Below are 25,863 nucleotides of genomic sequence, written 5' to 3'. Positions count from 1 at the left end.
TGTTAGCTCGCAAGACGGCCAAATCAAAAGTGCCGAAAAACGGCGAGACGGGGAGAAATATGAGCGCTCAGGGAACGTCCAAGACGGCGGGCAGCACGACAGCTATGGAAACGCCGAAGGGCGCCTGGACCGTCACCTTTCTCCTGTTTCTCCTCATGGTGGTGAATTTCGCCGACAAGATTGTCGTAGGTCTCGCTGGCGTGCCGATCATGACCGACCTGAAGCTCGAGCCGGAGCAGTTCGGCCTGCTCGGCTCTTCCTTCTTCGTCCTGTTCTCGATCTCGGCCATCGTGGTCGGCTTCATCGTCAACAAGGTGCCCACGCGCTGGGTGCTGCTGACGCTCGCGGTGATCTGGGCACTGGCGCAATTTCCGATGGTCGGGACCGTCAGCTTCACCACGCTGCTGATCTGCCGCGTCGTGCTCGGCGCCGGCGAAGGGCCTGCGGCTTCTGTGGCGATGCACTCCCTCTACAAGTGGTTCCCTGACGAGAAGCGCACACTGCCGACCGCGGTCCTGACGCAGGGCTCGGCGTTCGGCGTCATCCTCGCAGTGCCGGCGTTGAACTGGATCATCGTCAACCACTCCTGGCACTACGCCTTCGGTGCGCTCGGCGTCGTCGGCCTGATCTGGGTCGCGGCCTGGCTCGCGCTTGGCAAGGAGGGCCCGCTGGAGGACACGCAGCTCCTGGCGGCTACCGAGCCGAAGATACCCTATCTCCACCTTCTCACCTCGCGCACCTTCATTGGCTGCGTTGCGGCGACCTTCGGCGCCTATTGGGCGCTGTCGCTCGGGCTTACCTGGTTCACGTCCTTCATCGTCAAGGGGCTCGGCTTCTCGCAGTCGGACGCGGGCTGGATATCCATCCTTCCCTGGGTGGTCGGCGCCACCGTGGTTATCATCACTGGGTGGATCTCGCAGGTGATGATGGCGCGCGGTGCGACCACGCGCGTCGCGCGCGGCGTTCTCGGCTCGGTGCCGCTGGTGCTCGGTGGCCTGATCCTGGCAACGATGTCGCATGTGCAGGGCGCTGGCCTGCAGATCGCGCTGCTCGTGGTCGGCTCGGGCCTGTGCGGGGCGATCTACGTGGTCTGCCCGCCGATGCTCAGCGAGTTCACTCCTGCTTCGCAGCGCGGTGCTGTCATCGCGATCTACGGCGCGCTTTACACGCTCGCCGGCATCATCGCCCCGGCGGTAATGGGCAGCGTGATCCAGCGCGCCGGCTCAATGGTCGACGGCTACCTGACCGGCTTCACCATCAACGCGGGGGTCATGATCGGCTCCGGCGTGCTCGGCCTGCTGCTGCTGTGGCCGAACACGGAAAAGGCGCGGCTGACGCGTGGGGCCGGCACGCAAGCCGGCGCGTTGAAGGGCGTGGTGTCGCCGACGTAGTTGGTTCGAACCCAAGATTTGAGCTGTCGTCCCGGACAAGCGCAGCGCAGGTCCGGGAGCCCCGCGCGAGCGCTTGCGCTCGTCGCGAGTGGTTGTGGCGCGAGATCGTAGTTACCGATCTTCGCCAAACTCAATTCTGTGGTTATGGGTCCCGGGCTCGCGCTGCGCGCGCCCGGGGACGACACTGAGAATGTTGATGTGCCGCTGGCCAATCTGCATTGAGTTATCGGCCCGCCTGCTCCCGCCGCTCGGTCAGCAGTGACAAGAACACCGTGGCCACCATGAACACCACCGACGCACCGAACACCCAGTGCGGCGCGTTCTGGTCCATGATCCAGCCGAACAGCAGCGGGCTGATGATGCCGCCGAGGTTGAAGCCGGTGGAGACGATGCCGAAGGCGCGCCCCGCAGCGCCCGCAGGTGCCGCATTGCGCACCAGCATGTCGCGCGAAGGCGCGATCACGCCGGAAAGGAAGCCGGCGAGTGTCATCGCAGCCGTTAACACCAGGCCAGGCAGTGCGACGAGCGCAATCAAAAGCACGATCGCAGCGTTCGCGGCAAAGCAGGCTGCGGCGAGCTGGCCGTGGCGTTCGGTGCGGTCGGCGAGAAAGCCACCCGCGAGCACGCCGACGGCGCTTGCTCCCAAAAATGCCGTCAGCGCGACGTTGGCGGCGGAGTAGGACGCGGCATAGCCACTCATCAGCGCCACCACGCCGAAATTGTTGATGCCGGCAACCGACAGGCTGAGCAGCATGAATAGCAGGGTCAGCATGATCAGTGCCGGCGTGATGACCGCCTGTTTGGGTGCGGCTTCGTTTCCCGGCTTCTTCCTGTGCGCGCCGGCGTCGGGAATGTTCATCACGATCAGCAGCAGCGCGCAGAGCACGCCGATCGCGCCCGATGCGATCAGCGCGCCGACGCCGCCCGAGACCGTGACGAGCGCGGCGACGATCGCCGGTGCCACCGCGCCGCCGAGATAGCCGGCAAAGGTGTGAACCGAGAAGGCGCGGCCCATCCGCGCCTCGTCCATGTGCTCGGCGAGGATCGCGTAATCGGCAGGATGATAGACGCTGTTGGCAAGCCCGAGCAGCACCGCGCAAGTGATCAGCGAGGCGTAGCTCAAGTGCAGGCCGAGCAGCACCAGCGATAGCCCGCCGATCACCAGCCCGATCAGCAGAATCTTTCGCGCACCAAAATGGTCGACGAGATAGCCGGTCGGCGCCTGGGTCAGGCCGGACACAACCGCAGACACGGTCAGCGCAAAGCCAAGCTCGATATAGCCGACGCCGAGCTGGGTTTTGAGGAACGGAAATAGCATCGGCAGGACCAGCAGGTGGAAATGACTGACCCAATGTGCGATCGAGATCCCCGTCAGCGTGCGCAGCGCGCTGTCGGCCTTCCCCTGTTGCGGTGCGGCGAGAACATCGGCCATCGCAGTTCCGTTTCACTTCCGAAGAGGCCCGCAAACTATCGGGCGAGGCGGTTATTTGTCCATGAACGCCCGCGCATGGCAGGTAGTGCGGGCACAATGCGTTCCCCCAGTCGTCCAGGCGAAAGCCAGGACGCCGGCGGAGGGAGCGTGCCATCAAGACACGGGCAGCCCAATCCCCTCACAACGGCTCGTCATCCGTGCCGTAGGGGTCGCGTTTGGGCGTGGCGATGTCGCCGTCTTCGTAGTCGTAGTCGCCGTCGGTGTCGGCCGGCGGCTGCGGCTTTTTCTTGGTGTCGTCCGCCTTCTTCGGCGGCGGGTACTTGTTGCCGGCCTTGGCCATGACCTTCTCCGGATGGTGATGCGTCAGTGCATGTTAGCCGGATTGGGACTGATTTTCTTGACCTCTCTCAACGGGCGAGGCGCAAGCAGGGTGCGAATGCAATCACACCCGTACCACTGGCCCCCCCGCCTTCTTCCAGGCGTCGATGCCGCCGGCGATATGCGCGGTGTTGGCGAGCCCGGCCTTCTTCGCGGCGGCCACCGCCATCGCCGAGCGCTCGCCGAAGGCGCAGAAGAACAGGACGCGGCGGCCCGTGGCGGCCGCCACCTCGCGCAGCATGCCGCCAGGCTTCATGCTCTCCTCGATCGACGGATAGGGCGCATGCAGCGCGCCCTCGAGCATGCCGTGCTTGGCGCGCTCATTGCTCTCGCGCAGATCGACCAGCAGGATATCCGGCCGGCCAAGGGCGCGCATCGCGTCGACAGCGCTCAGCGCGCGGCCCTCCTTCTCCAATTCCTCCTGATGCAGGCCGACATGCATGTTGGCCGGCACCGCCACATCCATCATCTTCGGATTGGGTAGCTTCAGATTGGCCATCAGCTCGATATATTCGTCGACCGAGCGCACCTGAAGGCGGGGATTGTAGCGCTTCTCCTCGCCGATGGTGGAGACCGTGTCGCCCTTGTAGTCGTGTGCGGGGAAGACCAGTGTCTCCTCCGGCAACTTCAACAGGCGATTGAAGATCGACTCGTACTGTGCGCGCGAAGAACCGTTCTGGAAGTCGGTGCGGCCGGTGCCGCGGATGAGCAGCGTGTCGCCGGTGAAGACGCGGTCGCCCATGAGATAAGAATAGGAGTCATCGGTGTGGCCGGGCGTGTACATCACGTCGAGCGACATGCCCTCGATCGTCACCTTGTCGCCGTCGGAGACCCGCATCGCCACGACGTCGGCCTTGCTCTGGTCGCCCATGATGGTCATGCAGTGGGTACGGTCGCGCAGCTCACCGAGCCCGGTGACGTGGTCGGCATGCAGGTGGGTGTCGACGGCCTTAACCAGCTTGAGGTCGAGTTCGCGCAGCAATTGGCAGTAGCGATCGACCTTCTCCAGCACGGGATCGAGAATCAGCGCCTCGCCGCCGGCGCGGCTGGCCAGCAGATAGCTGTAGGTCCCCGAAACGCTGTCGAACATTTGGCGAAAGATCATGGCGGACCCCGCGTCGGATGATCCAAAATCATACTACGGAGGTGAGCTAAAAGAGAAGTATTTTACTGCGTGGTGAGGTAAATTTAGAAGATTATTGTTGCGAATGGGAGGATGGAGGCCACGGATCTCTCCGGTCATTCCGGGGCGATGCGCAGCCCGGAATCCATTTGTCCGCAGACCCAGTGAAGGGATGGATTCCGGGTTCGGTCCTGCGGACCGCCACCGAATGACGAGAGCGCCGTTACGGCCGCACCAGCGTGTAGCCATTTTCGGTCAGGAACAGGATCTGGCCGACCCCGACCTGCACGGGCGTTGCGGAGGCGATGAAATCCGGCCGCCGGCCGGTCTCGCGCTCGATCGTGTCGACGGTGTTGAGGCAGATGTCGAAGCGGACGCCCTGGGCGATCAGGCTTTCGACCTGCTTGCGATGGTCATTGGCGCTCAGCAGGAGATCGATGCCCGGACCGAACGCCACCACCTCGATCGCGACCTTGTCTGGGTCATAGGCTTTCAGGAGATTGTTGGCGACGCTGAGCACCAGCGCCTGCTTCTTGGTATCGCCGTCGGAGAGCTGGAGCACGATCTTGTGCTCGGCAAACGGCTTGTCCTGCAACGGCACCTGCTGCGCAAAGGCTGGCAGCGCCAGAGCCCATGCGACCAGCGCCAACAGCATGGCGCGACGATTTGGCGAACGCGTCATCCTTGTCCTGCAATTCCCGGATTGTCCTCGACGCCCCTCAGCGCGACGCCGGAGCCCTTGTTCTCGGGCATCCTCCCCGCGCGCAGATATTTTGTGACCACGTCCCAGACAGGCGCGCCTTGCTGGGCGTTGACCGACGCCCAGCCCGCGACCTTGTAGCGCCGGTGCGCCTCAACCGGCTTGCCGCTATCGAGCGTCAGCGCGGAGATGCGGCTGCCGATCGCGGCGGTCGGCGTGCAGATGTAATTGAGCCCGCCGGCGCGCACCATGTCGCCGCCCTGCTGGTGGTAGGGATCGGCGTTGAAGAGGTTGTCACAGATGTCCTCCAGCACGTCCCTGATTTGGTCGCCGGTCATTTCCTGCACATAGGTCTCGGGATAGGAGATCGCGGTCTCCGCCAGCACATCCTCGAGCGTGAGCGGCTGGCCGGCGAGCGCGGTGACACCCCAGCGAAAACCCGGCGACAGTGCGATCTCGGCATCGAGTTCGTGGCGCAGTGCCGAGCAGATGAGCTCATCCATGGGGCCGGAAAAATTGCCGCGGCGATAGAGCAGGCGGTCGGGCGTTGCGAGCTTCTCCGACCAGTCGGTGACGTGCGGCGCCCGCACCTTGCCGATCAGCTCGGCCATCGCGGGATCCGGCTTCAAGAGCTCGGAATAGACCGGCAGCAGATGATATCTGATATCGCTGACCTTGCCCTTGGCGAGCTGGAGATCGAGCACGGCGAGAAACTTGCCATTCGAGCCGGCATTGCTGACGAGCGTCGTGCCGCTCGCATTCTTCACCGCCACCGGTTGCGGGACGGCGTCATGGGTGTGGCCGCCGAGGATGACGTCGATACCGGTGACGCGGCTCGCAAGCTTCAGATCGACGTCCATGCCGTTATGCGACAGCAGGATCACGGCATCGACCTTGTCATTGCCGCGCAAGCCGTCGACGAGCTTCTGCAGCTCCTCCTCGCGGATGCCAAAGGTCCAGTCCGGCGTGAAGCGCTTGGGATGCGCGATCGGCACGTAGGGGAAGGCCTGGCCGATGATCGCAACGCGATAGCCGCCGAGCTCCTTGATGGTCGATGGCTTGAACACGCGCCCCGTCGCCTTGTCGAAGGCGCGCGCATCGTTGAAGGCGGCTTCCTCGGTCAGGAAGACGTTTTGCGCCAGAAACTCGCCCTTGAAGCGCTCGAGATTGTCGCGCAGCGCCTGCTCGCCATAGGTGAACTCCCAGTGGCCGGTCATCGCCTCGATGCCGAGCAGATTCGCCACCTCGACCATGTCGCGGCCCTGCATGGTGTTGGCAAGGCCGGTGCCCTGCCAGAGGTCGCCGCCGTCGAGAAGCAGTGAATGCTGCTCGCCGACGTCGTTGCGCAAGCGGTCGATCAGCGTCTTCAGATGCGCAAAGCCGCCGAGCCTGCCGAAGCGGGCCGCGGACTTCTCGAACTCGAAGCAGGTGAATGCATAGGCGTCCGCGCTGTCGGACCGGATGCCGAAACGCTCGAGGAAGGCGCGCCCGACCAGGTGCGGGGGCCGTCCAGCCATCTCGCCGATGCCGATATTGACGCTGGGCTCGCGGAAATAGACCGGGTTGAGCTGCGCATGCGTATCGGTGATGTGCAGGATGCGCGCATTGCCGAAGCGTTCGAGGTCGTAGATGCTGGTGGTGTCGGCGCCGCGCGAAAGCCGCGGCAGCCCGGCCGTGACGACGGCAGCACCTGCGGCTCTCAGGACATCGCGGCGGCGGATGGCCATCTCAAATTCTCCGCGCCCTTGAGAAGAGGAAGATCGTCGGAAGGTTCCACTAGAAGCCAGTCTAGCGGATTTCCATCGCCTTCCAGGCGTCTTTTTCCGACGTCGCTTGGAAGATCGAGGCCTTCGCCAGCGCTTCGGCCTCCTTGGCGGCAGCAACCGCACGGTCGAAATCGCCGCTGTCGCCGGCCTTCTTCGCGGCCGCGAGCGTCGAGATGGTCGTGGTCCACTGATTACGCAAACCAGCGGCCTCCTTGCTCGCTGCGTCCGCCGCGGCATAGGCTGCTTTGTAGTCGGCTTCGGTTGCCGCCCGCGCGGGCGCAGTAGCAGCCGCCAGCAGCAACACGAGCGCCAGGGATCGCATTCCGATCATCGTCGTGCTCATGGCCGTGCTCCCGGCCCGGAAATCGGCAAGCCATTGGCGACATAGGACAGGTAATATTCGACGTCGCGGTACTCGTCCGATTGCGGTTCCAGCGGAACCGCGCGGGTCTGGCTGTTGCAGGTCATGAGGCGGCGGGTGGTCGTGCCCATGCCGCTCCATTCGCTGCGGTAGATCGGCAGAGCGTTCATGATGCCGAGCGCCGGCGCCAGCACTTCCGCGCGGATGCGCTCGCCCGGGCTCTGCACATGGCAGCTCGCACAGGAGAAGTTCATCTGCCCGCGCCGCGTGTAGAAATAGCGCTTGCCGTTCTCGTAGGCCTCGATCGCGCGCGGATCGTCCGGGATCTTGATGTCCATCGGCTTGCCGCGTGAGGTAAACGCCATGTAAGCGGTCAGCGAGGCCATCTCGTCCTTGACGTAGGAGTAGGGCGCCTCGCCATTGGCCTCGCGGCAGCGGTTGAGCGCGAGCTCGAGCGTGACGACCTTGCCTTCCTTCTCGTCGAAGTAAGGATAGTTCTGGCGGATGCCGATGCCGCCGTTCGGGAAGCAGTCGGCGTAGGTCTTGCCGTTCTTGAACGGGGTCGCAAACATCTCCTTGCCGGCGTCCAGCGCGAACTCGTAGGGCGGGAACTCCTCCTTCTCCTGCCACTGCCGCTTCATGTCCTCGTTCATGGAATAAGGACCGTTGACGAAATCCTCGTGCTTCACGTTCGGAAATTTCTGGAAGAAGAAGTGCTGGAACGCCTTGGCCTCTGTTGCGGGATCGATCTTGTCGGCCGCGATCACGCGCTGTGCGGTGAAGCCGAGCGCCGCGAGCGCGACGAGCGCGGAGCCGAGCCAGATTGCCGAGCGCATCTTCATCACGAGATCTTCGCGGTGGTCGTATCCGATGCACCCTTGTTGTCGGTCCAGGAGATCTTGAGATCGTCGCCTTTCTTCGCCCCCTTGAAGCTGAACTTGACGTAGGGATCCTTGGAGACGGCCGGGCCCCAATCGGCGACGAAGACGTCCTTGCCGTTATATTCGAATTTCAGTTCCTGGATGAAATGCGCCGGGATCAGCTCGCCCTTGGTGTCCTTGACGAAGCCGGAATCCATGGGGTGCTGGATCAGCGCCTGCACCTCGGTGGTGTCGCCGTTGGATGTTGCGCGCACGCGTATGCTTGATGCCATCGGACTTGTCCTCCTATCCGCCGCAGCCGCCGACGGTGACCTTGACCTCTTTGGTCGCGCTGAAGAGTTTGCCATCGGCCTCGACGATCGCGACCACGTTGGTGGTCTTCGCCATCTTCAGTCGATTGGCGACGCTCGGGATCGTGCCGTCCGGAATCTTGTAGCTTGCCGCCAGCGCGTTCGGGTTCTCCGCGACGAAGAACGAGATCGAGGTTACCTTCTCGAGCGTGGTCGTCACGGAGATCGGCACGACGCCGCCGTTCTCGGCGATCTCGGGCGCGTCGAGCTTGATCTTGTCGGACGGCTCGGCGGTCTTGCCATAGAGTGCCTTGATCGCGTCGGCCTCGCTCTTCTGCTTGAACGCCTCTTCCGGATATTTGTCGTTGGCCGCGCCGCGCGCTGGCGCGCTCGCAAACGGCAGATTGCCGAGGCCGATCAGCGCAACGGAGGCCGCGCCCTGCAGGATCAGGCGCCGCGTCGCGAGAAGGCCGGTCGCTGCACTCATCGTGGTCTCCTGGTCGATCGCCTCAGCGATCCCTTAAGGTATCGGCGCCGCTACAGGGTCTGGAGGAAATCAACGATCGCGTTGATCTCCTGTTCGGTCAAAATCCGGTTCCGTCCGAACGGCGGCATCATGGTCTGCGGGTTGCGCTTGGTCTCGTCGAACAGGATCGCGAAGAGCTCGTTGCGGTCGGGGTATTTTGCCTTGATGTCCTTCAGCTCCGGGCCGATCGTGCCGGGCAGGTCGCCGCCCCTGATCACGTGGCAGGTCAGGCAATTGCCCTTGCCGCGGTCGAAGGCGAGCTTTTGTCCCTCGGCGCTTGCGGATTGGGCGCGCGCGGGCCCTGCGACAACCGCGGCGAGGGCGGCCAGGATGAAGACCAGAGCGGGCTTCCGGGGAAAGGCGGTCAAGGCATCGGTCCGAGGCATTATGTCGATGTTTGCATTCGCGAATTATAGTGCTCAAAGCACAAAGGGCCTCGCCTGACAATCGCGACTATGCAGGTCGCAAATTGGAGTTAATGTCTTCCGCATTGCAACCGAAGAGACTATTTGTTCGGCAGTTTAGGCTCTGACAGAGCCAGTGATTTTGGGGCGTCTTGGCGTCCAGTGACGTTTTTATCTCGTTGTCGTTTTCCCGGAGGCCTCAAGTGGCTGAATATGTCGTCGAATTTGGCAAGGACGGCGGGCGGGTTGAGCCCGACGGGCGGCTCGATGCACCGGCGTTCCATCGCAATCACGAGCCGATCTGGGCAGCGCTGGAGAAACATCTCGCCGGCCGCCAAGGCGATGTGGTCGAGGTCGGCAGCGGAACCGGCCAGCACGTGGTCCACTTCGCCCGCCATGCGCCCGATCTCGTCTGGTGGCCGAGCGACCTCAATCAGCGGCATCTGAAGAGCATCGAAGCCTGGCGGGTCTACTCCGGCCTGCCAAACATCCGCCCGCCGTTGCGGGTTGATCTGTCCGATCCGGACTGGTGCCCGGAGATGAAGGGCGGCGAAGGTCCCAAGGAAGGTCCGAAGGATCTCGCGGCGGTGTTCTGCGCCAATGTCATCCACATCGCGCCATGGAACGTGGCCGAGGGCTTGTTCGCCGGTGCCGGCCGCTATTTGCGGCCTGGCGGCACGCTGGTCCTCTACGGTCCCTTCAAGCGCGGCGGCAAGCACACCGCGCTCAGCAACGCGGTGTTCGACACCTCCTTGCGCGAAGGCAACGCGGAATGGGGCGTGCGCGATCTCGGCGACGTCGAGAAGCTCGCACAGCACGCGGGCCTGCGCCTCGTCGATCTCATCGACATGCCCGCCAACAATCTCACGCTGGTGTTCGCGAAGGCCTGAGCTGCGAGGCGGCTACGCCTCGTTGTCGTGCCAGCCGATCCGGCTCTTCAGGAATTCAAAGCCGAGCACCTGGAAGCCGGCGCGCTCCTTGTTGTCCTTGCCGTAGCCATGGCCGCCCGCGGCCGGCTCATAGAAAAAAGCCTCGTAGCCCATGGCCTGGAGCTTTGCGGCCATCTTGCGCGCATGTCCGGGATGGACGCGATCGTCCCGCCGCGTCGTCGCGATCAGGATCGGCGGATAGGGCTGGCCGGGCTTTGCGGCATGATAGGCCGAATAAGTCTTCAGCCACTCCCACTCCTCAGGCTTATCTGGGTCGCCATATTCCGCTATCCAGCTCGCGCCCGCCAGCAGCTTGGTGTAGCGGCGCATGTCGACCAGCGGGATCGTGCAGAACAACGCGCCGAATCGCTCGGGATAGCGCGTCAGCATGTTGGTGATGAGGATACCGCCGTTCGAGCCGCCCTGCGCCGCGATGCGCTTAGCCCGCGTGACGCCACGTCGCACGAGATCGGCGGCGACCGCCGCGAAATCATCATGTGACAGCCGCTTGCCGGCCAGCCGTCCGGCATCGTGCCAGCGCGTGCCGAACTCGCCGCCGCCGCGCAAATTCGCCTGCACCGTAGTGCCGCCGCGCTCCAGCCACAGCCTGCCGAGCGCCGGATTGTAGTACGGCTTCACCGAATGAGCGAAGCCGCCATAGGCGCTCATATAGACCGGCGCATCGCCGGTCTCACCGGCGGGCCCTGTCTGCACGTAGGGGATGCGCTCGCCGTCGATGGAGATCGCCTCGTGCTGTGTGACCACGAGACCGTCGGCAATGAACGTTTTCGGCGCCTGCTTCAGCACGATGGGGCTGGCGATGCCACTCTCGCTCATCATCAGGGATGGCGGAGTAAGCGGATCCTGAATATTGGCGAGCAGGTCGCCATTGCTTCCGGACTCATGGTGGTCAAGGCGCCAGACGTCGACCACGCCGATGTCCGGAAGTCCGCGCAGCGTCTTGCGACTCCAGCCGTTGGGCGAGGGCGTGCAGATCTCGTGGACCGGCCGCAACTCGTCGAGGATCGGAAGCACCAGCTTGCCCGCGGTCCAGAACAGGCCTTGCAACGCACGCCGCGGGCCGGGCTCGAACAGGACGGTGAAGTCGCGGTGGCCTGCGAGAAATGCCGAGAGCGAGATGCCGAGCACGCTGTCCGCCGCGTACTCTCGTCCTGCAACGGTCCAAGGCCGCCGCAGCTTCATGGCGAACCAGTCGCCATGCGCCTGCATCCGCACGCCAGTCGGCAGATCGAGCTGCGTGAGCACGCCGGCTGCATCGCGAAGCCAGATTGCGAAATTGAAGAAGTCGACCTGATCGACGATCCAGGCGCGCGACGCCGGTCCGGTGTCGTCGACGCCGCAATAGACCCGCATGCGGTCGGCGGTGGTCTCGAAGATCACCTGTGCCTGCTCGACCTGTTGGCCGCGCTGCCACAGCCGGATTGTTTTGGCGTAGCCGGACGTCGTCGCCATGTCCGCGCCATAGGCGCTGGAGAGCAGGAGCGTATCGGCATCGAGCCAGTCGGCGCTGCTCTTGGCCTCCGGCAGCACAAAACCATCAGCGACAAAGCTCTTCGTCTCGATGTCGAACTCGCGCAAGGTGACGGCATCGCTGCCGCCGCGCGACAGGCTCAGGATGACGCGCTGATGTCCTGGGCTCGATGTGATCCAGTTTAGAAGCCAGTCCTTGCCCTCGTTGGCGGCGAGCTGGTCGATGTCGAGCAAGGTCTCCCAGGCGGGCACGGCTTTGCGAAATTCCGCGAGGGTTGTCCGCCGCCATAGGCCGCGCGGGTTCGCCGCATCCTTCCAGAGATTGTAGAGATGAGCCCCGCGACGCCTGACGAAGGGAATATTGTCCGGCCGGTCGTAGATCGCAGCCAGAATATCGCTGTCGCGCGCGAAGGCTGGGCCGCCGAACTTGTCCAGTGTCAGGCGATTCTGCCGCTCGACGAAATCGAGCGCTCGCCCGCCTTCGATGTCTTCCAGCCAGAGATAGGGATCATCGTCCGGCGCGGTCAACGTGGGCCTGTCGTCAACGGGCATGATCCGAACTCCAAAGCGAACTTGCAAAGTCTGACTTGATCGAGCGCAAGGCTTTGATAGCGCGGCCTGTTAGGTGCTGTCCAATTGCGCCCTCGGCATGGCCCGCGCCCGTTTGCGCCGGTTGTCCGCTCCGGCGCGCCCCGCCATAGTGCCGGGAATCAAACCAGCGCTGCCGGGCGGAAATGCCGATGTTGGACGTGACTTCAGCCGACGAGATTGCCGACGACGTTCGCGTGCGTGCCAATGTGCTGCGCCTTGCGGCGGCGCAGGCGCTGACCGGCGCCAATTCGGCCGTGATCTTCGCCACCGGCTCGATCGTCGGCGCGACGCTCGCGCCCGACATGTCGCTGGCGACCGTACCGCTGTCGATGTATGTGCTCGGCCTTGCCGCCGGCACGTTGCCGACCGGCGCGATCTCGCGACGCTTCGGCCGCCGCATGGCCTTCATCATCGGCACCGCCTGCGGCACGCTCACCGGCCTCGTCGGCTCGTTTGCGATCCTCAACGGCTCGTTCGCGCTGTTTTGCGTCGCGACCTTCCTCGGCGGCCTCTATGGCTCGGTCGCGCAATCCTATCGCTTCGCCGCCGCCGACGGCGCCAGCACCGCCTACCGGCCCAAGGCGGTGTCATTGGTGATGGCGGGCGGCGTGTTCGCCGGCGTGCTCGGTCCGCAGCTCGTGCAATGGACCATGGACGTCTGGCCGCCTTATCTGTTCGCTTTCAGTTTCGTGGTGCAGGCGGCGGTAGCGCTGATCGCGATGGGCATCGTTGCCGGCGTTGACATGCCGAAGCCGGCCGCGGCCGACCTGCACGGCGGGCGGCCGCTGCTGCGCATCGTGCGGCAGCCGCGCTTCATCGCGGCGGCGCTGTGCGGCGTGATCGCCTATCCCATGATGAACCTGGTGATGACCTCGGCGCCGCTCGCCATGAAGCTCTGCGGCCTCAGCGTCAGCGATTCCAATTTCGGCATTCAATGGCACATTGTCGCCATGTACGGCCCGAGCTTCTTCACCGGCGCCTTGATCGCACGCTTCGGCGCGCCGAAGATCGTCGCCACCGGCCTCTTGCTGGAGGCGGGCGCCGCGGCGATCGGCCTCTCCGGCATCACCGCGATGCACTTCTGGGCGACGCTGATCGTGCTCGGGGTGGGGTGGAATTTCTCCTTCATCGGCGCCTCCGCGCTGGTGCTGGAGACGCACCGCCCGAACGAACGCAACAAGGTGCAGGCGTTCAACGATTTCCTCGTCTTCGGCATGATGGCGATCGGCTCGTTCTCCTCGGGGCAGTTGCTCGCGAATTACGGCTGGTCCGCGGTGAACATGGTGGTGTTCCCGCCGGTGCTGCTGGGCCTTGCCGTCCTCTCATTCGCCTCCTGGGCGCGCCGTCGCAAGGCGCGGCTGGAAGCCGCGATGGGCGAGTTTCCGGATGCGATTTGACGTAGTTCTGCTGAGTTCTTCCCGCGGGGTCGGAATCGTAGGGTGGGCAAAGGCGCGGAGCGCCGTGCCCACCATCTCTTCACGATTGCGACAGAAGTGGTGGGCACGCTCCGCTTTGCCCACCCTACGAAGTCACGTCTCCCGCTGGTTCAGCAAATCTTCCAGATCCAGCCGCTTCGTGAACATCGCAAGCTTGCCGTCCGGCGTGAGCGGCCACTGCTCCCGCGGCCGGTCCCAATAGAGCTCGACGCCGTTCTCGTCGGGATCGCGCAAATAGAGCGCCTCGGACACGCCATGGTCGCTCGCGCCGTCGAGTGCAATGCCAGCGGAGAGCACGCGATGCAGCGCATCTGCAAGCGCCGGCCGCGTCGGATAGAGGATCGCAGTATGATAGAGCCCGGTCGTGCCCGGCGGTGGCGGCGAGCCGCCCTTGCTCTCCCAGGTGTTGAGGCCGATGTGATGATGATAGCCGCCCGCCGAGATGAAGGCCGCGCCGGAGCCCATTCGCTGCATCAGCTCAAAACCCAGCACGCCGCAATAGAAGCCGAGCGCGCGATCGAGATCGGCGACCTTCAGGTGAACATGGCCGATGCGGGTGCCTGCGTTGACGGCGGGATTTGGTGACATGCTGCTGCTCCGTTACTCCACACCACATAGGGACTGCTGCGGAACAGGGGAACTGGCCTATACTGAAACTCAGCGTTTCCGGATCGGCAACCAGCATGATCCGGAAAAGTGCCTAGCGGTTTCCGTCGCGACAAACGCGGAACGCGTTTGCGCAGAGATCATGCTCAAACAACAACCTAAAGCGCGATGACGAATCTTCCCAATCTCATCGCGCTTCAGCTCAGCTCCGACACGGCCCCCTCCGGCAGATCGAATTCAAAGCTGTTCAGCGTCATCGACACCAGCGTGTAGTAGCCGCACAGCCCGATTACCTCGACGACTCCGCGCTCGCCGAGCAGCGCGACGGCCTCGTCGTAGAGCCCCTTTTCGACGCCATGGCCCTCGTGCAGCGACTTCGCGACGTCGTAGATCATCTTCCCTCTGGGATCGTCGAACTCCGGCGTACGGCGGTCGCGGATCGCGTCGATAATCTCCGGCTCCATCCCGCCCTGAAGCGCCAGGCGCTTGTGAGCGTACCATTCGTAATGCGAGGTCCAATGCCGCGCCGTCACGAGAATTGCGATCTCCGAGAGCTTTGCGGGAAATACCGTGTTGAAGCGCAGGACCTCGCCGAGCCGCGTGGCGTGGCGCGCCATCTCCGGGCTGTTGAGCCAGGCCATCATCGGTGCCGGTGGCTTACCGCGTTTTCCGGCAACCGACTCGTCATAGGTCTGCCGCTGGTCATCGCTCATTTCGCCAGGCGAAAGTAGCTTCAGGCGCATTGTCGTTTCCTCTGTGTTTTCAAGCCTTGCCGTGCTGACGACTATAGCCTGACGAAGAACAGTGTGAGTAGGTGGAGCATACGGAATAGGTTGAATTCCGCGGTGCGATGGCCCAGAGTCATAGCAACAAGCTGACCTTGATGGACGGAAGCGACCCATGACCGACTCAAAAGCGCCGGATTTCGAATCAACCGAGCTCGAAACATTTCGCAACGAGACGCGCGCCTGGCTGGAAGCCAACTGCCCACCCGAAATGCGCAAGCCAGCGGCCTCCGACGCCGACGTGTTCTGGGGCGGGCGCAATGCGAGATTTTCGTCCGAGCCGCAGCGGGTCTGGTTCGAGCGTATGCGCGACAAGGGCTGGACCGTTCCGGATTGGCCGAAGGAATATGGCGGTGGCGGCCTGTCGCCTGCCGAGCACAAGGTGCTGCGCAGCGAGATGGCAAAAATCGGCGCACGTCCGCCGCTGTCGAGCTTCGGCATCTGGATGCTCGGGCCGGCGCTGCTCAAATACGGCAACGAAGCGCAGAAGAAGGAGCATCTGCCGAAGATCGCGGCGGGCCTGATCCGCTGGTGCCAGGGCTACTCCGAGCCCAATGCCGGCTCCGATCTCGCTTCGCTACAGACCCGCGCGGAGAGCGACGGCGACGATTTCGTCATCACCGGCCAGAAGATCTGGACGTCCTATGCGAACTATGCCGACTGGATCTTCTGCCTGGTGCGGACCGATCCGGTGGCGAAGAAGCACGACGGCATCAGCTTCATCCTGTTCGACATGACCTCGAAGGGTGTCTCGACCAAGCCGATCCTTCTGATCTCCGGCTATTCGCCGTTCTGCGAGACCTTCTTCGACAATGTCCGCGTGCCGAAGTCTCACGTGGTTGGCACCGTCAATCGCGGCTGGGACGTCGCAAAATATCTGCTGCAGCACGAGCGCGCGATGATCTCGGGCATGGGCGAGCGCGGCGTCGGCCGCCCGCTCGGTCAGATCGCTGCCGATTCCGTCGGCGCCGATGCGCAGGGCAAGCTCGACGATGCGATGCTGCGCGGCCAGATCGCGAGCTTCGATGTCGATGAAGCGGCGCTCGCAGCCTGCGCCGAGCGCGCGGTCGACCTCGCCAAGGCGGGACAGGCGCATCCGGCGTTCTCATCCGCAATGAAATATTACGGTACCGAGCTCAACAAGCGCCGCTACGAGATCCTGATGTCGGCCGGCGGCGTCGACGCGCTGGAATGGGAGAGCGAGCGTTCCAGGCAAGGCGCCCGCCCGCGCGCCTGGCTGCGCACCAAGGCCAACTCGATCGAGGGCGGTACGTCCGAGGTCATGCTCGGCATCGTCGCAAAACGCATCCTCGATCTGCCGGGGGCGTGAGGCGTTCCGTCGTTCCGGGGCGCGCGAGAGCGCGAACCCCAATGCGCAATTGCGCATTGTGGAACCTCGAGATTCCGGGTTCGATGCTGCGCATCGCCCGGAATGACACGAACAACAAACATGCATTTCACCAGACGTTAGAGATTTGAATCATGGCCCTCGTCCTCACCGAAGAACAATCGATGCTCCGCGACTCTGCGCGCGGGCTGATCAGCGACAAGGCGCCGGTGTCGCATCTGCGGCACCTGCGCGACTCAAAGGATCCGACCGGCTTCTCCAAGGAGCTGTGGCACTCCTTCGCCGAGATGGGCTTTGCCGGCCTCCTCGTGCCGGAAGAGTTCGGCGGCAGCGGCCTCGGCTGCGTCGAAGCCGGAATCGTCATGGAGGAGATCGGTCGCACGCTGATGCCGTCGCCGTTCCTGGCGACAAGCGTGGTCGCCGCGTCCGCGCTCACGCGTGGCGGCAATGCCGCGCAGAAATCGGACTACTTGCCGAAGATCTCGAACGGCTCGCTGCTCGCCAGCCTCGCGATCGACGAGGGCGCCAAGCACCGGCCGCTCCAGACCAATCTGCAAGCCGTCCGCGCCGGCAACGGTTTCAAGCTTTCCGGCGCCAAGGCGCTGGTCGTCGACGGCCATGTCGCCGACTTGTTCATCGTTGCGGCGCGCACGGCGGGCTCCGCCGGTGAACGCGAGGGCTTGACGCTATTCCTGGTCAACCCTGCGGCCAAGGGCGTTGCCATCGAGCGTACCATCATGGTCGATGCACACAATGCGGCGCGTATCGAGTTCAATAATGTCGAGGTCAATGCCGACAGCGTGCTCGGCGAGTTCGATCGGGGCGCCGAGCTGCTCGACGGCGTGCTCGATATCGGCCGCGGCGCGGTCGCCTCCGAAATGGTGGGCCTGAGCGAAGAGGTGTTCGGCCGCACCGTCGAGTACCTCAAGCAGCGCAAGCAGTTCGGCAAGCTGATCGGCGAATTCCAGGCGCTTCAGCACCGTGCCGCCGAGCTCTATGTTGACATCGAGATCACCCGCGCCGCCGTCATGAAGGCGATGCAGGCGCTCGATGCCGATGCCGCCAAGGCCGCGTCAGCCGTCTCGGTCGCGAAAGCGCGCGCCGGCACTACTGCGACCCGTGCGGTTCAGGAAGGCGTGCAGATGCATGGCGGCATGGGCATGACCGACCAGTTCGACATCGGCTTCTTCATGAAGCGCGCCCGCGTCTGCGAGGAATTGTTCGGCGATGCCAATTACCACGCCGAGCAGCTGGCAAGGGCAAGGGGGTATTGAGGCGTATTGAGTGAGGCGAAGCGCAGCGCCGTCTCCCGGACGATGCTGCGCATCGCCTAGAGAACCATGAGAGCCTGGCTCTCGCATCTCGGACTTCATCCTTCGAGACGCGCGTTCCGCGCTCATCAGGATGACGGGAGAGAGTGGCACTTGTGACGCCATTCGTCATGGCCGGGCTCGTCCCGGCCATCCACGCGCATCCGCGTATGCCGTGCCCAAAGACGTGGATGCCCGGGACAAGCCCGGGCATGACGATTGAGAGCGTGGCTGCGCTTGAAATCTACTACCGCATCGGCGGTGCGTACTGCACGCCACCCGCGTTCCAGAGCTGGTTCATGCCGCGCGGGATTTTCAGCTTGGATTTCTCGCCGATATTGCGCTCGTACATCTCGCCGTAATTGCCGACGTGGCGGATGATGCGCACGGCCCAGTCCTTGGTCAGCCCAAGCTGCTCGCCGTAATTGCCTTCGGTGCCGACGAGGCGCATCACTTCGGGCTTCTTCGACTTCAGGGCCTCGTCGATGTTCTCCGAGGTGACCCCTAACTCCTCGGCGTTGATCATGGCGTAGAGCGTCCACTTCACGATCATCATCCAGTCGTCGTCGCGCTGGCGCACGACGGGTGCGAGCGGCTCCTTGGAGATCATGTCCGGGAGGATCATGTGGTCGCCGGGCTTGGAAAGGTTGAGCCGCAACGCGTAGAGCTGGGAGACGTCGGCGGTCAGCGTGTCGCACTTGCCGGTGTCATAGGCCTTGACGACGTCCTCGAGCTTGTCGAACTTCACCTCTTCATACTTCATGTTGTTGGCGCGGAAATAGTCCGCGAGGTTGAGCAGCGTCGTGGTGCCCGACTGCACGCAGACCTTGCTGCCGTTGAGGTCCAGCGCGGTCTCCTTGTTGCGCGAGCGGGGCAGCATGAATCCTTCGCCATCGTAGTAGGCGACTGCCGGGAAATAGAGGTCGTAGTCGAGCTCACGCGCCATGCTCCAGGTCGAGTTGCGCGAGAGGATGTCGACCTTTCGGCTCTGCAATTCCTTGAAGCGCTCGCTGGCGTCGAGCGGAATGAACTTGGCCTTGCTCGGATCGTTGAAGATGGCCGCCGCCACCGCGCGGCAAAAATCGACGTCGAAGCCAGTCCAGTTGCCCTTGTCGTCGGGGATCGAGAAGCCCGGCAGGCCCTTGTTGACGCCGCAGAACACTTCGCCACGCCGGACCGTGCGCTTCAGCGTGCGGGTGTCGTACATCTCATAGACAACGGCCAAAGCGCCGACCAGGACAGCGACCGCGAGCCCGATCAGCAGGCCGCCTCGAAAAGTGCGCATGATTTGTCTCTCTCGAAATAATCGGGAAAAGGAGTTTGGACGAAGGCGGAGAGCATGATCCGGAAAAGTCCGAAGCGGCTTTCCGAAAAATCATGCTCAAACGATGACCCTTAGAGTTCGGGCTTCTGCCGGATCACCACCTTGGTCCCGACCGGGACGCGATCGTAGAGATCGGCGACGTCATTGTTGACGAGACGGAAGCAGCCTGAAGACACCTTGGTGCCGATCGTATCAGGGCGGTTGGTGCCATGGATGCGGTAAACGGTGGTGCCGAGATACATGGCGCGGGCGCCGAGCGGATTGCCGGGACCGCCGGCCATGAAGCGCGGCAGATAGGGCTGGCGCTGGATCATCTCCGGCGGCGGCGTCCAGTCCGGCCACTCCTTCTTGTTGGTGATGTTCACCAGTCCCTGCCACTGGAAACCGTCGCGGCCGACGCCGATGCCGTAGCGGATCGCGCGCCCGCCGGGCTGCACCAGATAGAGGTGACGCTCCGAGGTCGAGATGATGATGGTGCCCGGCGCTTCGGTCGTGCGGTAATAGACGACCTGCTTCTGCCATTCCGGATCGAGCTCGTAGCTGTCGTCCGCGATCAGGCCTGGCTCATCGCCGCGGTCGGGCTGCTGGGCGCAGGCGTAGGAGGTGGGGAGGATCAGGCCGAGCGCGGTGATCAACATCCCTGTCAGGCGACGAAAATCCGTCATTTCAAGCTCTCCCCGCTGCCACATTGCAAATCATTCGGAACCATCAAAACTCAGGGGCAGCTTCATGGCAAGTTAATGGCGCGCCCGGCTGGTATGTCACTAGGATGTTTTGGTTTTTTGACATGCCTCAATGCCACGAACAGGGGGTATGGCGCGAAAAGCCGTGTCCGCGCGGCGAGGACTGCTAGATCCGGTTGTTCTCAGGCCCTATTCCGAGCCGCCGGACGATCTCGGTGCCCACGGCGCGTGCCTCTGGCCGCGAGCCGATGCGGGGGCTGCGAAACCTTTGTCCGGACCGCAATCTGATCGCGACGATGCAGTGCTCGTCCTCGGATCGACCGCGGCGCTCGACCGTGATCGCCTCGACGTCGCGTCCCTCGATATGGTCCGCGCGCAAGCTACCGTCGCCCGACAAGCGTTCAACGCGAACATCGCCCTGCCGGATGATCCAGAAGGCGCCCGTCACGAGATTGGCATATCTGTGAACGGCGAACGCGGCGACCGCGCCGATCGGCAGCAGCAGGATGTCGACCAGGCCGGGCGACAGACCGCGCCAGAGCTTGTAGGCGTAGGGAACGGCGGACAGTCCGGCGACGATCAATGCAACGATCCTGATGTCCCTGTTGGAGAACGGCTCGACGGGCTCGCCGAGATGCATCTCGGGATTGGCGGCATCGAGCGGATTGACCGGTGGCTCGACATTGGGAACGCCGAACTGCGCGGCGATCCGGGCAACGGTGTCGCGGACATGCGTGACGTCGGAGATGGGTGGGGACGTCAGGCGCTCCCCCGACGCAAGCGTGAAGGCCAGATGGAAGCGCGTCGTGGACGCCTTGCGCGCCTGGACCTGTCCCTGGACCTGTAGTTGCGAGATTTCGTCTTTCGCGACGATCCTGGTGCGAAGCCGTCCGAACGGGCGCTGCTGACCGATCAGGATTTCATTCGGCGTGATGATCCACACCACCGCCGGTGCAAGCATGACGCCGCCGATGAACGCCGCTCCGAGGAGCAGCGCGAGCACGGAGATGACCAGTTCCAGGACATCGTGCGCAAACAAGCCTGGCGTGAAGCAAAGCGAAACGATTGCCGCGAAGCCGGCGATCACCAGCCGCTGCGCAATTGAGGAGCCTTCACGAAGGCGGATGTCGTCGCTGGTGGTGGCGTCGTCCATTTCGGGCGGTCGATTCCGTCGGCACGAAACTCCACGGACGGGTCCGTGGAGTCAAGCAACAACAGCGGCATGCGAGCCGGCCTCGTGATGTCCGCGCGGGATCAGCTATTGGCATTGAGCAGGCGAGCGACCGTGCGGTCGATCGTATCATAACTGCCTTCGCCTTCGTGCTGGAAGACGATCTTGCCGCTCTGGTCGATGATGTATTGCGCCGGCCAATACTGGTTGCGGTAGGCATTCCAGGTCCGGGAGTCGTTGTCCTGCGCCACCGGATAGCTGATGCCGTGACGCTTCAGCGCGGCTTGCACGTTGGAAGCAGAGCGCTCGAACGGAAATTCCGGCGTGTGCACGCCGACCACGACCAGGCCCTTGTCCCTGTACTTGGCGTAGAGCTCGGTGACATGCGGCAATGTGTTGACGCAGTTGACGCAGCCATAGGTCCAGAAATCCACCAGCACCACCTTGCCGCGGAGGTCGGCGAGGCTCAGCGGCTTCGAGTTGAACCAGTTGCTGATGCCGGTGAAGTCCGGTGCGGTGTCCTGGCTGGCGGCCGCGACCTTGATCGACGCCGCGGGCGCGGCCTCGTCGCAGATGCCGGGAATGACGGCGCCGGTCACAGCGAGGCCGATCAGTGCGGCGGAGACGGCGAGCAGTTTGAGAGTCATGGAAACGTCCTCCGGTGAGATGTGGGGTGATCACAGGCCGATCTGGCCGGTGGGATAGAACCCGGTGAGCCACGCCACGATCAGCGTGTCGTATTGGAAGTAGGCGGCGAGCGCGAAGGCAATCACGACGACGCCAAAGGCCTGCTGCAGACGCGGCGAGATGCGCGCGATGCTGGCCACGCGCGTGGTCACGGCCTGTCCGCCATAGGCAATCGCAAGCATCGGCAGCGCCGCGCCGATAGCATAGGCGATCAGAAGCGTGCCGGCCCAGGCCAGGTTCTTCGAGGTTGCCACCAGGGTGAGGATCGAGCCGAGCACGGGCCCTGCGCAGGGCGTCCAGACGAGGCCGAGCGTGGTGCCGAGCACCAGCCCGCCAAGCGCGCCCTCGCGCTGCGCGTTCTGCGATGTGCCCAAATCAAGCCAGCCATGAAGCCGGATCGACAGCCACTCGAACGGCGCCGGCCACAGCATCAGCAGGCCGAAGCCAAGCAGCAGAATGGCCGCAGCCGAACGCAGCACGTTCGGGTCGAAGTCGAACAGGTGCGTGATCGCGCCGAGCAGTAGCGCAGTTGCGGAAAACGAGATGACGAAGCCCAGCGCAATCATCGCCGGCCGCAGGCGTCCCGCGCGGCCGATGGATGCCCCGAGCAGGATCGGCAGCACCGGCAGCGTGCAGGGCGCGGCGATGGTGAGGACGCCGGCAAGGACAGCAAAGATCAGGTCGAGCATCGGGGCACTCGTGGATGGGGTCACGAGGCTATTCGGGACGAAGCCGCACGTCGTTACAGAGCGTCACGCATTCGTGACGGGCAGCCGTCGCCGTCTGCTCCGCTGCGTTCGCTCCCCCTTGTGGGGGAGGGTTAGGGAGGGGGTAGCCCCGGGCGAGGTCGGAGTTCGTTGCACCCCCCTGCCTGCCCTCCCCGCAAGGGGGGGAGGGAATGAGAGAACGGTACGCACCTCACTCAAGCGCGTCGCACCAGCGCCTCGTGACCACCCCCAAATATAAAACGACCCGGAGGCGGGCACACCGTCCGGGTCGTTGGAGGTCCTTGGGAGGTTTAAGCAAACCGTATGGAGCTTTATACGGGGGAAGTTTTTCCGCCTGATGTTGTGGTTCGTTTCAATTGTTTCGTCGGCGGTAACGCTTTCGTGTCCCGGGACAGGGCCGCAGATGCGGTCCCATCCCTTTGAAATCACAAATCTTTAGGCGGCGAAGCGGTCGACGCCGGCAACTTTCAGCAAATCGGCCAGTTGCTTACGGGCGTAGAACATCCGGGTCTTCACCGTGCTCTGGGGGATGCCGATGATCTGGCCGACCTCCTCCACCGATTTCTCGTGGTAGTAGACGAGATTGATGATCTCGCGGTGCGCCGGCGACAGTTTTGCCACGCAGGCGCGCAGGATCGCGCTGGTGTCGTTGCGGTCGAGCGCCGTCTCCGGCGTGTCGTGCTCGTCCGGGATCTGGCGCACGTCTTCCTGGTCGATGTCCTCGAAGCGGCGCTGGCGCATTGCGGTCAGCGCCTTGAAGCGGGCGATCGAGAGCAGCCAGGTCGAGACTTGCGAGCGGCCCTGGAATTGGCTGGCGGTCCGCCACACGTCCAGGAAGACCTGGCTCACGAGGTCTTCGGCAGTGGTGGCGTCGCGCACGATGCGCAGGATGAAGCGGTACACCCGCACATTGTGACGGCAGTACAGGATGTGCATGGCCGTCCGGTTGCCGTCGGCAATGCTTTCCAGAAGCATTTCGTCCGATGTCGCCTGAGCGGCAATGATGCCCTCGCTGGCCTGGGCGTTGATGGCGACGACATTCTGCATGACTGGCTCCCCGTAGCGCCGCAACCGAGCGGCGTTTCCTTGGATCAAAGTGTTAAAGAGCCAGCGTTTCGGGACGTCTGCGCGACAAGCGGAAAATGGTTTCGTGCGCCGCCAAATTGTTTCGTCGCGAGGCTTGCGACGAAATATTCGGAGTAAAAAAATCAATTAATTCAATGTACGGGATTTACGGGGCTGCGGACCTTGCGGAGGCAGGAACGAATCTTTCATTTCCGCGTTCGCCGCCGCTCTAATCTCGATGTCGTCCTGGCTTTCGCCAGGAGGGCATCGCGATCCTTGATCGACGCTACGCCTTCTCGCCCGACGGCGAGAACAGATAGCCGCCGCCTCTGATCGTGCGGATCACGGCGGGCTTGGTCGGATCGGGCTCGATCTTGCGGCGGATGCGCATGATGCGCAGATCGACGGCGCGGTCGAAGGCCTCGGCGTCGCGCGCATTGGCGAGCTCGAGGAGACGCTCGCGCGACAGCACACGCTTCGGATTGGCTGCGAACACCTTGAGCAGCCCGAATTCGGATGCGGTCAGCGGATGCTCGTTGCCTTCGTCGTCGCGCAGCGCCTGCGCCTCGAGGTCGAGCCATTTGGTGCCGAAGCGCACGAGCTGATCCTTGTCGGATTTTGCCGCCGCCGTTTCCGTCGCCACCGCCTTCACCGGCGTGCTCCGCCGCAGCACCGAGCGGATGCGAGCCATCAGCTCGCGCAGCTCGCAGGGCTTGGCGACATAATCGTCGGCGCCGAGCTCGAGCCCTACGACGCGGTCGATCGGGCTCGCGGTCGCCGTGAGCATGATCACCGGAACGTTGATGCGGCTCTTGAGGTCGCGGATGATCGACAGGCCATCTTCCTCGGGCATGTTGAGATCGAGCACGACCAGATCGGGCATGCCGCCCTGGATCGCCGTGCGCAAGCTCTTGCCACCGTCACACAGCGTCACGGTGAAGCCGTGCATCTTGAGGTAATCGCCGACCATTTCCCGGGCCGGGGCCTCGTCGTCGACGATCATGATGTGCTGGCTCTGGGTCATGTCATTCAGATCCTGGCACTCAAACTATGGCAATTCGGTCGCGGGTAGCGTGATAGTGAAGATCGAGCCCTTGCCGGGGCCGCCGCTGGCGGCGGTCACCTCGCCGCCATGCATGTCGATAATACGCTTGACGATGGAAAGCCCAAGGCCTGTCGAGCTCTCGCCCGCGGTCGGTTTTGCGGAAAGCCGCTGGAATCGGCCGAAAAGGCGACCCAGATCCTCCGGCGACAGGCCCGCGCCCTCGTCGTTGACACGAATGACGGTGTCGTTGCCCTCATGCGTGACGGTCACGCCGATCTTGCCGCCGATCGGACTGTATTTGATCGCATTGCTGATCAAATTGTCGATCGCCTCGCGGATGCGATCGGTGTCGCACATGGTGACGATGTTTGCAGGCGCGGTGACGCTGATGGTTTGCTGCTTGTTGACGGCGAGCGGCTGGTTGGCCTCGGCGACCTCCTGGACCAGGGATGCGACGTCGACCGGCTCGCGGCGGATCGTGATGTCGAAAGCGTCGGCCATCGCGTCCGAGATCAGGTGATCGACCATCGTGGTCAGGCGCTTGGTGGCGTCGCGAATGTGATCGACCTGGGCGATGACGCCGCCGCTCGAGGCGCCCGTCGTGATCAGCTCCTTCAGCATCTCGGTGCGGCCGAGGATGACGCCGAGCGGATTCTTCAAGTCATGGGCGACGGTGCCGAGAATCTCGTTCTTGAAGCCGTTGGCGCGCTGCAAGCGCAGCCACTGCGCGGAGAGGCGCCGGTTGGCCTGCATCAGGGCACGGGTACGCTGGGCGACGCGGTCCTCGAGCTGGGTATTGGCGTCCTGGAGCTGCTGATAGAGGATGACGTTGTCGAAGGCGATCGAGAGCCGGCTTGAGAAGATCTCGACCAGCGAGCGGTCGGTTTCCGAGAGCTCGCGCTCGGCCTGCAAGAGCACCACGACCTCGCGGCCGCTGCCGGTGCGCAAATAGATCACGCTGCGGTGGTCGGCGAACTCGTTCTTGCGGCGCTGGAAGGCGGCCTCCACGAGCGCGCGCAGATCGGGGTCGAGCGCCTTCGAGGTGGTGGTGCCGATGAAGCGGCTGTAGCAGCCGGAGCCGGCCAGCACAGACAGTTCCGCGCCTGCCGCTCCGCCATTGTCGCGCAGCACCAGTATACCGGCGCAGTCGACATTGAGCAGCGAGGCGAGCTGGGTCAGCACGCCCTCGGCGAGCCGCTGCATCGACTTGAAGTCGTAGAGGGTGGAGGCGGCGTCGATGATGATCTCGAGCCCGCGCCTTGTCTGCACCATGCGCTCGAGCTGCTGATAGGAACGCAGCGCCGCGGTCAGCGAGGTGAACAGCTTGTCGGCGGTGAGCTCGGTCTTGGCCTTGTAGTCGTTGATGTCGTACTGGACGATGACGCGCCGCTCCGGCGCCTGGCCTGGCTGTC

General features: G+C 63.9%; 26 protein-coding genes. 5 read left to right on the top strand and 21 right to left on the bottom strand.

Features of this window, described 5'->3' with window-relative positions; translation table 11 throughout:
• Nucleotides 1-59: 59 nt before the first annotated feature.
• On the top strand, nt 60-1,391 hold the full coding sequence (locus Q3C01_RS14550) for an MFS transporter (RefSeq protein ID WP_458146011.1): 1,332 nt from the start codon (nt 60-62) through the stop codon (nt 1,389-1,391).
• 223 nt (nt 1,392-1,614) lie between these two features.
• Here Q3C01_RS14550 and Q3C01_RS14545 read toward each other — a convergent pair whose 3' ends face one another.
• The 10 genes from Q3C01_RS14545 to soxX form a co-directional block, all read right to left on the bottom strand.
• Nucleotides 1,615-2,823 carry an MFS transporter gene (locus Q3C01_RS14545; RefSeq protein WP_458146010.1) on the bottom strand — a complete coding sequence of 403 codons (1,209 nt, stop codon included), beginning with the start codon at nt 2,821-2,823 and terminating at the stop codon, nt 1,615-1,617.
• 178 nt (nt 2,824-3,001) lie between these two features.
• Nucleotides 3,002-3,163 carry a hypothetical protein gene (locus tag Q3C01_RS14540; RefSeq protein ID WP_458146009.1) on the bottom strand — a complete coding sequence of 54 codons (162 nt, stop codon included), beginning with the start codon at nt 3,161-3,163 and terminating at the stop codon, nt 3,002-3,004.
• A 102-nt stretch (nt 3,164-3,265) separates the two neighbouring features.
• Nucleotides 3,266-4,306: an MBL fold metallo-hydrolase gene (locus Q3C01_RS14535; RefSeq protein WP_458146008.1), complete on the bottom strand. Its 1,041-nt coding sequence runs from the start codon at nt 4,304-4,306 to the stop codon at nt 3,266-3,268.
• 241 nt (nt 4,307-4,547) lie between these two features.
• Nucleotides 4,548-5,006: a DsrE family protein gene (locus Q3C01_RS14530; protein ID WP_458146007.1), complete on the bottom strand. Its 459-nt coding sequence runs from the start codon at nt 5,004-5,006 to the stop codon at nt 4,548-4,550.
• Complete coding sequence (gene soxB, locus Q3C01_RS14525) at nt 5,003-6,751, bottom strand: thiosulfohydrolase SoxB (RefSeq protein WP_458146006.1); 1,749 nt, start codon at nt 6,749-6,751, stop codon at nt 5,003-5,005. The genes Q3C01_RS14530 and soxB overlap by 4 nt, the downstream gene beginning before the upstream one ends.
• A gap of 61 nt (nt 6,752-6,812) precedes the next feature.
• Complete coding sequence (locus Q3C01_RS14520; RefSeq protein ID WP_458146005.1) at nt 6,813-7,133, bottom strand: hypothetical protein; 321 nt, start codon at nt 7,131-7,133, stop codon at nt 6,813-6,815.
• Entirely contained in the window at nt 7,130-7,993 is an 864-nt protein-coding gene (soxA, locus tag Q3C01_RS14515) for a sulfur oxidation c-type cytochrome SoxA (protein WP_458146004.1), read from the bottom strand. Before soxA ends, Q3C01_RS14520 begins: the two co-directional genes overlap by 4 nt.
• Nucleotides 7,993-8,304 (bottom strand): thiosulfate oxidation carrier complex protein SoxZ, encoded by a 312-nt coding sequence (soxZ, locus tag Q3C01_RS14510; protein WP_458146003.1) that lies wholly within the window; start codon nt 8,302-8,304, stop codon nt 7,993-7,995. The genes soxA and soxZ overlap by 1 nt, the downstream gene beginning before the upstream one ends.
• A 13-nt stretch (nt 8,305-8,317) precedes the next feature.
• The gene (gene soxY / locus Q3C01_RS14505) at nt 8,318-8,809 is read right to left on the bottom strand and encodes a thiosulfate oxidation carrier protein SoxY (protein WP_458146002.1); all 492 of its coding nucleotides are present in this window, start codon (nt 8,807-8,809) and stop codon (nt 8,318-8,320) included.
• 50 nt (nt 8,810-8,859) lie between these two features.
• Nucleotides 8,860-9,216 carry a sulfur oxidation c-type cytochrome SoxX gene (gene soxX / locus Q3C01_RS14500; RefSeq protein ID WP_458146001.1) on the bottom strand — a complete coding sequence of 119 codons (357 nt, stop codon included), beginning with the start codon at nt 9,214-9,216 and terminating at the stop codon, nt 8,860-8,862.
• Nucleotides 9,217-9,455: 239 nt separating this feature from the next.
• On the opposite strand from soxX, the gene Q3C01_RS14495 reads away from it, so the two are divergent.
• The gene (locus tag Q3C01_RS14495) at nt 9,456-10,142 is read left to right on the top strand and encodes a DUF938 domain-containing protein (RefSeq protein WP_458146000.1); all 687 of its coding nucleotides are present in this window, start codon (nt 9,456-9,458) and stop codon (nt 10,140-10,142) included.
• 12 nt (nt 10,143-10,154) lie between these two features.
• On the opposite strand, the gene Q3C01_RS14490 is transcribed toward Q3C01_RS14495, so the two are convergent.
• Nucleotides 10,155-12,224, bottom strand: coding sequence for a prolyl oligopeptidase family serine peptidase (locus Q3C01_RS14490; protein WP_458145999.1), 2,070 nt, complete (start codon nt 12,222-12,224; stop codon nt 10,155-10,157).
• A gap of 188 nt (nt 12,225-12,412) precedes the next feature.
• On the opposite strand from Q3C01_RS14490, the gene Q3C01_RS14485 reads away from it, so the two are divergent.
• Complete coding sequence (locus tag Q3C01_RS14485; RefSeq protein WP_458145998.1) at nt 12,413-13,660, top strand: MFS transporter; 1,248 nt, start codon at nt 12,413-12,415, stop codon at nt 13,658-13,660.
• 132 nt (nt 13,661-13,792) lie between these two features.
• Here the strand turns inward: Q3C01_RS14485 and Q3C01_RS14480 are convergent, their stop codons facing one another.
• Both Q3C01_RS14480 and Q3C01_RS14475 read right to left on the bottom strand, forming a co-directional pair.
• Complete coding sequence (locus tag Q3C01_RS14480; protein WP_458145997.1) at nt 13,793-14,287, bottom strand: VOC family protein; 495 nt, start codon at nt 14,285-14,287, stop codon at nt 13,793-13,795.
• 215 nt (nt 14,288-14,502) lie between these two features.
• Entirely contained in the window at nt 14,503-15,048 is a 546-nt protein-coding gene (locus tag Q3C01_RS14475; RefSeq protein ID WP_458145996.1) for a carboxymuconolactone decarboxylase family protein, read from the bottom strand.
• 157 nt (nt 15,049-15,205) lie between these two features.
• Between Q3C01_RS14475 and Q3C01_RS14470 the strand changes: the two genes are divergently transcribed.
• Together Q3C01_RS14470 and Q3C01_RS14465 are read left to right on the top strand one after the other, a co-directional pair.
• Nucleotides 15,206-16,420 carry an acyl-CoA dehydrogenase family protein gene (locus Q3C01_RS14470; protein WP_458145995.1) on the top strand — a complete coding sequence of 405 codons (1,215 nt, stop codon included), beginning with the start codon at nt 15,206-15,208 and terminating at the stop codon, nt 16,418-16,420.
• Between the two features lie 152 nt (nt 16,421-16,572).
• Entirely contained in the window at nt 16,573-17,712 is a 1,140-nt protein-coding gene (locus Q3C01_RS14465; protein WP_458145994.1) for an acyl-CoA dehydrogenase family protein, read from the top strand.
• A gap of 283 nt (nt 17,713-17,995) precedes the next feature.
• Here Q3C01_RS14465 and Q3C01_RS14460 read toward each other — a convergent pair whose 3' ends face one another.
• The 8 genes from Q3C01_RS14460 to Q3C01_RS14425 form a co-directional block, all read right to left on the bottom strand.
• Complete coding sequence (locus tag Q3C01_RS14460; protein ID WP_458145993.1) at nt 17,996-19,033, bottom strand: amino acid ABC transporter substrate-binding protein; 1,038 nt, start codon at nt 19,031-19,033, stop codon at nt 17,996-17,998.
• 110 nt (nt 19,034-19,143) lie between these two features.
• The gene (locus tag Q3C01_RS14455; RefSeq protein ID WP_458145992.1) at nt 19,144-19,737 is read right to left on the bottom strand and encodes a L,D-transpeptidase; all 594 of its coding nucleotides are present in this window, start codon (nt 19,735-19,737) and stop codon (nt 19,144-19,146) included.
• Between the two features lie 184 nt (nt 19,738-19,921).
• The gene (locus Q3C01_RS14450; protein ID WP_458145991.1) at nt 19,922-20,908 is read right to left on the bottom strand and encodes a hypothetical protein; all 987 of its coding nucleotides are present in this window, start codon (nt 20,906-20,908) and stop codon (nt 19,922-19,924) included.
• Between the two features lie 101 nt (nt 20,909-21,009).
• Entirely contained in the window at nt 21,010-21,573 is a 564-nt protein-coding gene (locus Q3C01_RS14445; RefSeq protein ID WP_458145990.1) for a thioredoxin family protein, read from the bottom strand.
• A gap of 30 nt (nt 21,574-21,603) precedes the next feature.
• Nucleotides 21,604-22,302, bottom strand: a complete 699-nt coding sequence (locus tag Q3C01_RS14440) for a cytochrome c biogenesis CcdA family protein (RefSeq protein ID WP_458145989.1) — start codon at nt 22,300-22,302, stop codon at nt 21,604-21,606.
• 474 nt (nt 22,303-22,776) lie between these two features.
• Nucleotides 22,777-23,388, bottom strand: a complete 612-nt coding sequence (locus Q3C01_RS14435) for a sigma-70 family RNA polymerase sigma factor (RefSeq protein ID WP_458145988.1) — start codon at nt 23,386-23,388, stop codon at nt 22,777-22,779.
• 304 nt (nt 23,389-23,692) lie between these two features.
• The gene (locus tag Q3C01_RS14430; protein WP_458145987.1) at nt 23,693-24,430 is read right to left on the bottom strand and encodes a response regulator; all 738 of its coding nucleotides are present in this window, start codon (nt 24,428-24,430) and stop codon (nt 23,693-23,695) included.
• A gap of 24 nt (nt 24,431-24,454) precedes the next feature.
• Nucleotides 24,455-25,863: DUF3369 domain-containing protein (locus tag Q3C01_RS14425; RefSeq protein ID WP_458145986.1), on the bottom strand; the 1,409-nt coding region annotated here is incomplete at its 5' end.

The organism is Bradyrhizobium sp. UFLA05-109, assembly GCF_054185165.1.
This window is presented reverse-complemented; position numbering and strand designations above follow the sequence as displayed.

What these genes read in the sequence shown, in the direction of transcription:
- Q3C01_RS14550 (WP_458146011.1), top strand. Translation starts at nt 60, where the DNA reads ATGAGCGCTCAGGGAACGTCCAAGACGGCGGGCAGCACGACAGCTATG.
- Q3C01_RS14545 (WP_458146010.1), bottom strand. Translation starts at nt 2,823, where the DNA reads ATGGCCGATGTTCTCGCCGCACCGCAACAGGGGAAGGCCGACAGCGCG.
- Q3C01_RS14540 (WP_458146009.1), bottom strand. Translation starts at nt 3,163, where the DNA reads ATGGCCAAGGCCGGCAACAAGTACCCGCCGCCGAAGAAGGCGGACGAC.
- Q3C01_RS14535 (WP_458146008.1), bottom strand. Translation starts at nt 4,306, where the DNA reads ATGATCTTTCGCCAAATGTTCGACAGCGTTTCGGGGACCTACAGCTAT.
- Q3C01_RS14530 (WP_458146007.1), bottom strand. Translation starts at nt 5,006, where the DNA reads ATGACGCGTTCGCCAAATCGTCGCGCCATGCTGTTGGCGCTGGTCGCA.
- soxB (WP_458146006.1), bottom strand. Translation starts at nt 6,751, where the DNA reads ATGGCCATCCGCCGCCGCGATGTCCTGAGAGCCGCAGGTGCTGCCGTC.
- Q3C01_RS14520 (WP_458146005.1), bottom strand. Translation starts at nt 7,133, where the DNA reads ATGAGCACGACGATGATCGGAATGCGATCCCTGGCGCTCGTGTTGCTG.
- soxA (WP_458146004.1), bottom strand. Translation starts at nt 7,993, where the DNA reads ATGAAGATGCGCTCGGCAATCTGGCTCGGCTCCGCGCTCGTCGCGCTC.
- soxZ (WP_458146003.1), bottom strand. Translation starts at nt 8,304, where the DNA reads ATGGCATCAAGCATACGCGTGCGCGCAACATCCAACGGCGACACCACC.
- soxY (WP_458146002.1), bottom strand. Translation starts at nt 8,809, where the DNA reads ATGAGTGCAGCGACCGGCCTTCTCGCGACGCGGCGCCTGATCCTGCAG.
- Q3C01_RS14490 (WP_458145999.1), bottom strand. Translation starts at nt 12,224, where the DNA reads ATGCCCGTTGACGACAGGCCCACGTTGACCGCGCCGGACGATGATCCC.
- Q3C01_RS14485 (WP_458145998.1), top strand. Translation starts at nt 12,413, where the DNA reads ATGTTGGACGTGACTTCAGCCGACGAGATTGCCGACGACGTTCGCGTG.
- Q3C01_RS14480 (WP_458145997.1), bottom strand. Translation starts at nt 14,287, where the DNA reads ATGTCACCAAATCCCGCCGTCAACGCAGGCACCCGCATCGGCCATGTT.
- Q3C01_RS14475 (WP_458145996.1), bottom strand. Translation starts at nt 15,048, where the DNA reads ATGCGCCTGAAGCTACTTTCGCCTGGCGAAATGAGCGATGACCAGCGG.
- Q3C01_RS14470 (WP_458145995.1), top strand. Translation starts at nt 15,206, where the DNA reads ATGACCGACTCAAAAGCGCCGGATTTCGAATCAACCGAGCTCGAAACA.
- Q3C01_RS14465 (WP_458145994.1), top strand. Translation starts at nt 16,573, where the DNA reads ATGGCCCTCGTCCTCACCGAAGAACAATCGATGCTCCGCGACTCTGCG.
- Q3C01_RS14460 (WP_458145993.1), bottom strand. Translation starts at nt 19,033, where the DNA reads ATGCGCACTTTTCGAGGCGGCCTGCTGATCGGGCTCGCGGTCGCTGTC.
- Q3C01_RS14455 (WP_458145992.1), bottom strand. Translation starts at nt 19,737, where the DNA reads ATGACGGATTTTCGTCGCCTGACAGGGATGTTGATCACCGCGCTCGGC.
- Q3C01_RS14450 (WP_458145991.1), bottom strand. Translation starts at nt 20,908, where the DNA reads ATGGACGACGCCACCACCAGCGACGACATCCGCCTTCGTGAAGGCTCC.
- Q3C01_RS14445 (WP_458145990.1), bottom strand. Translation starts at nt 21,573, where the DNA reads ATGACTCTCAAACTGCTCGCCGTCTCCGCCGCACTGATCGGCCTCGCT.
- Q3C01_RS14440 (WP_458145989.1), bottom strand. Translation starts at nt 22,302, where the DNA reads ATGCTCGACCTGATCTTTGCTGTCCTTGCCGGCGTCCTCACCATCGCC.
- Q3C01_RS14435 (WP_458145988.1), bottom strand. Translation starts at nt 23,388, where the DNA reads ATGCAGAATGTCGTCGCCATCAACGCCCAGGCCAGCGAGGGCATCATT.
- Q3C01_RS14430 (WP_458145987.1), bottom strand. Translation starts at nt 24,430, where the DNA reads ATGACCCAGAGCCAGCACATCATGATCGTCGACGACGAGGCCCCGGCC.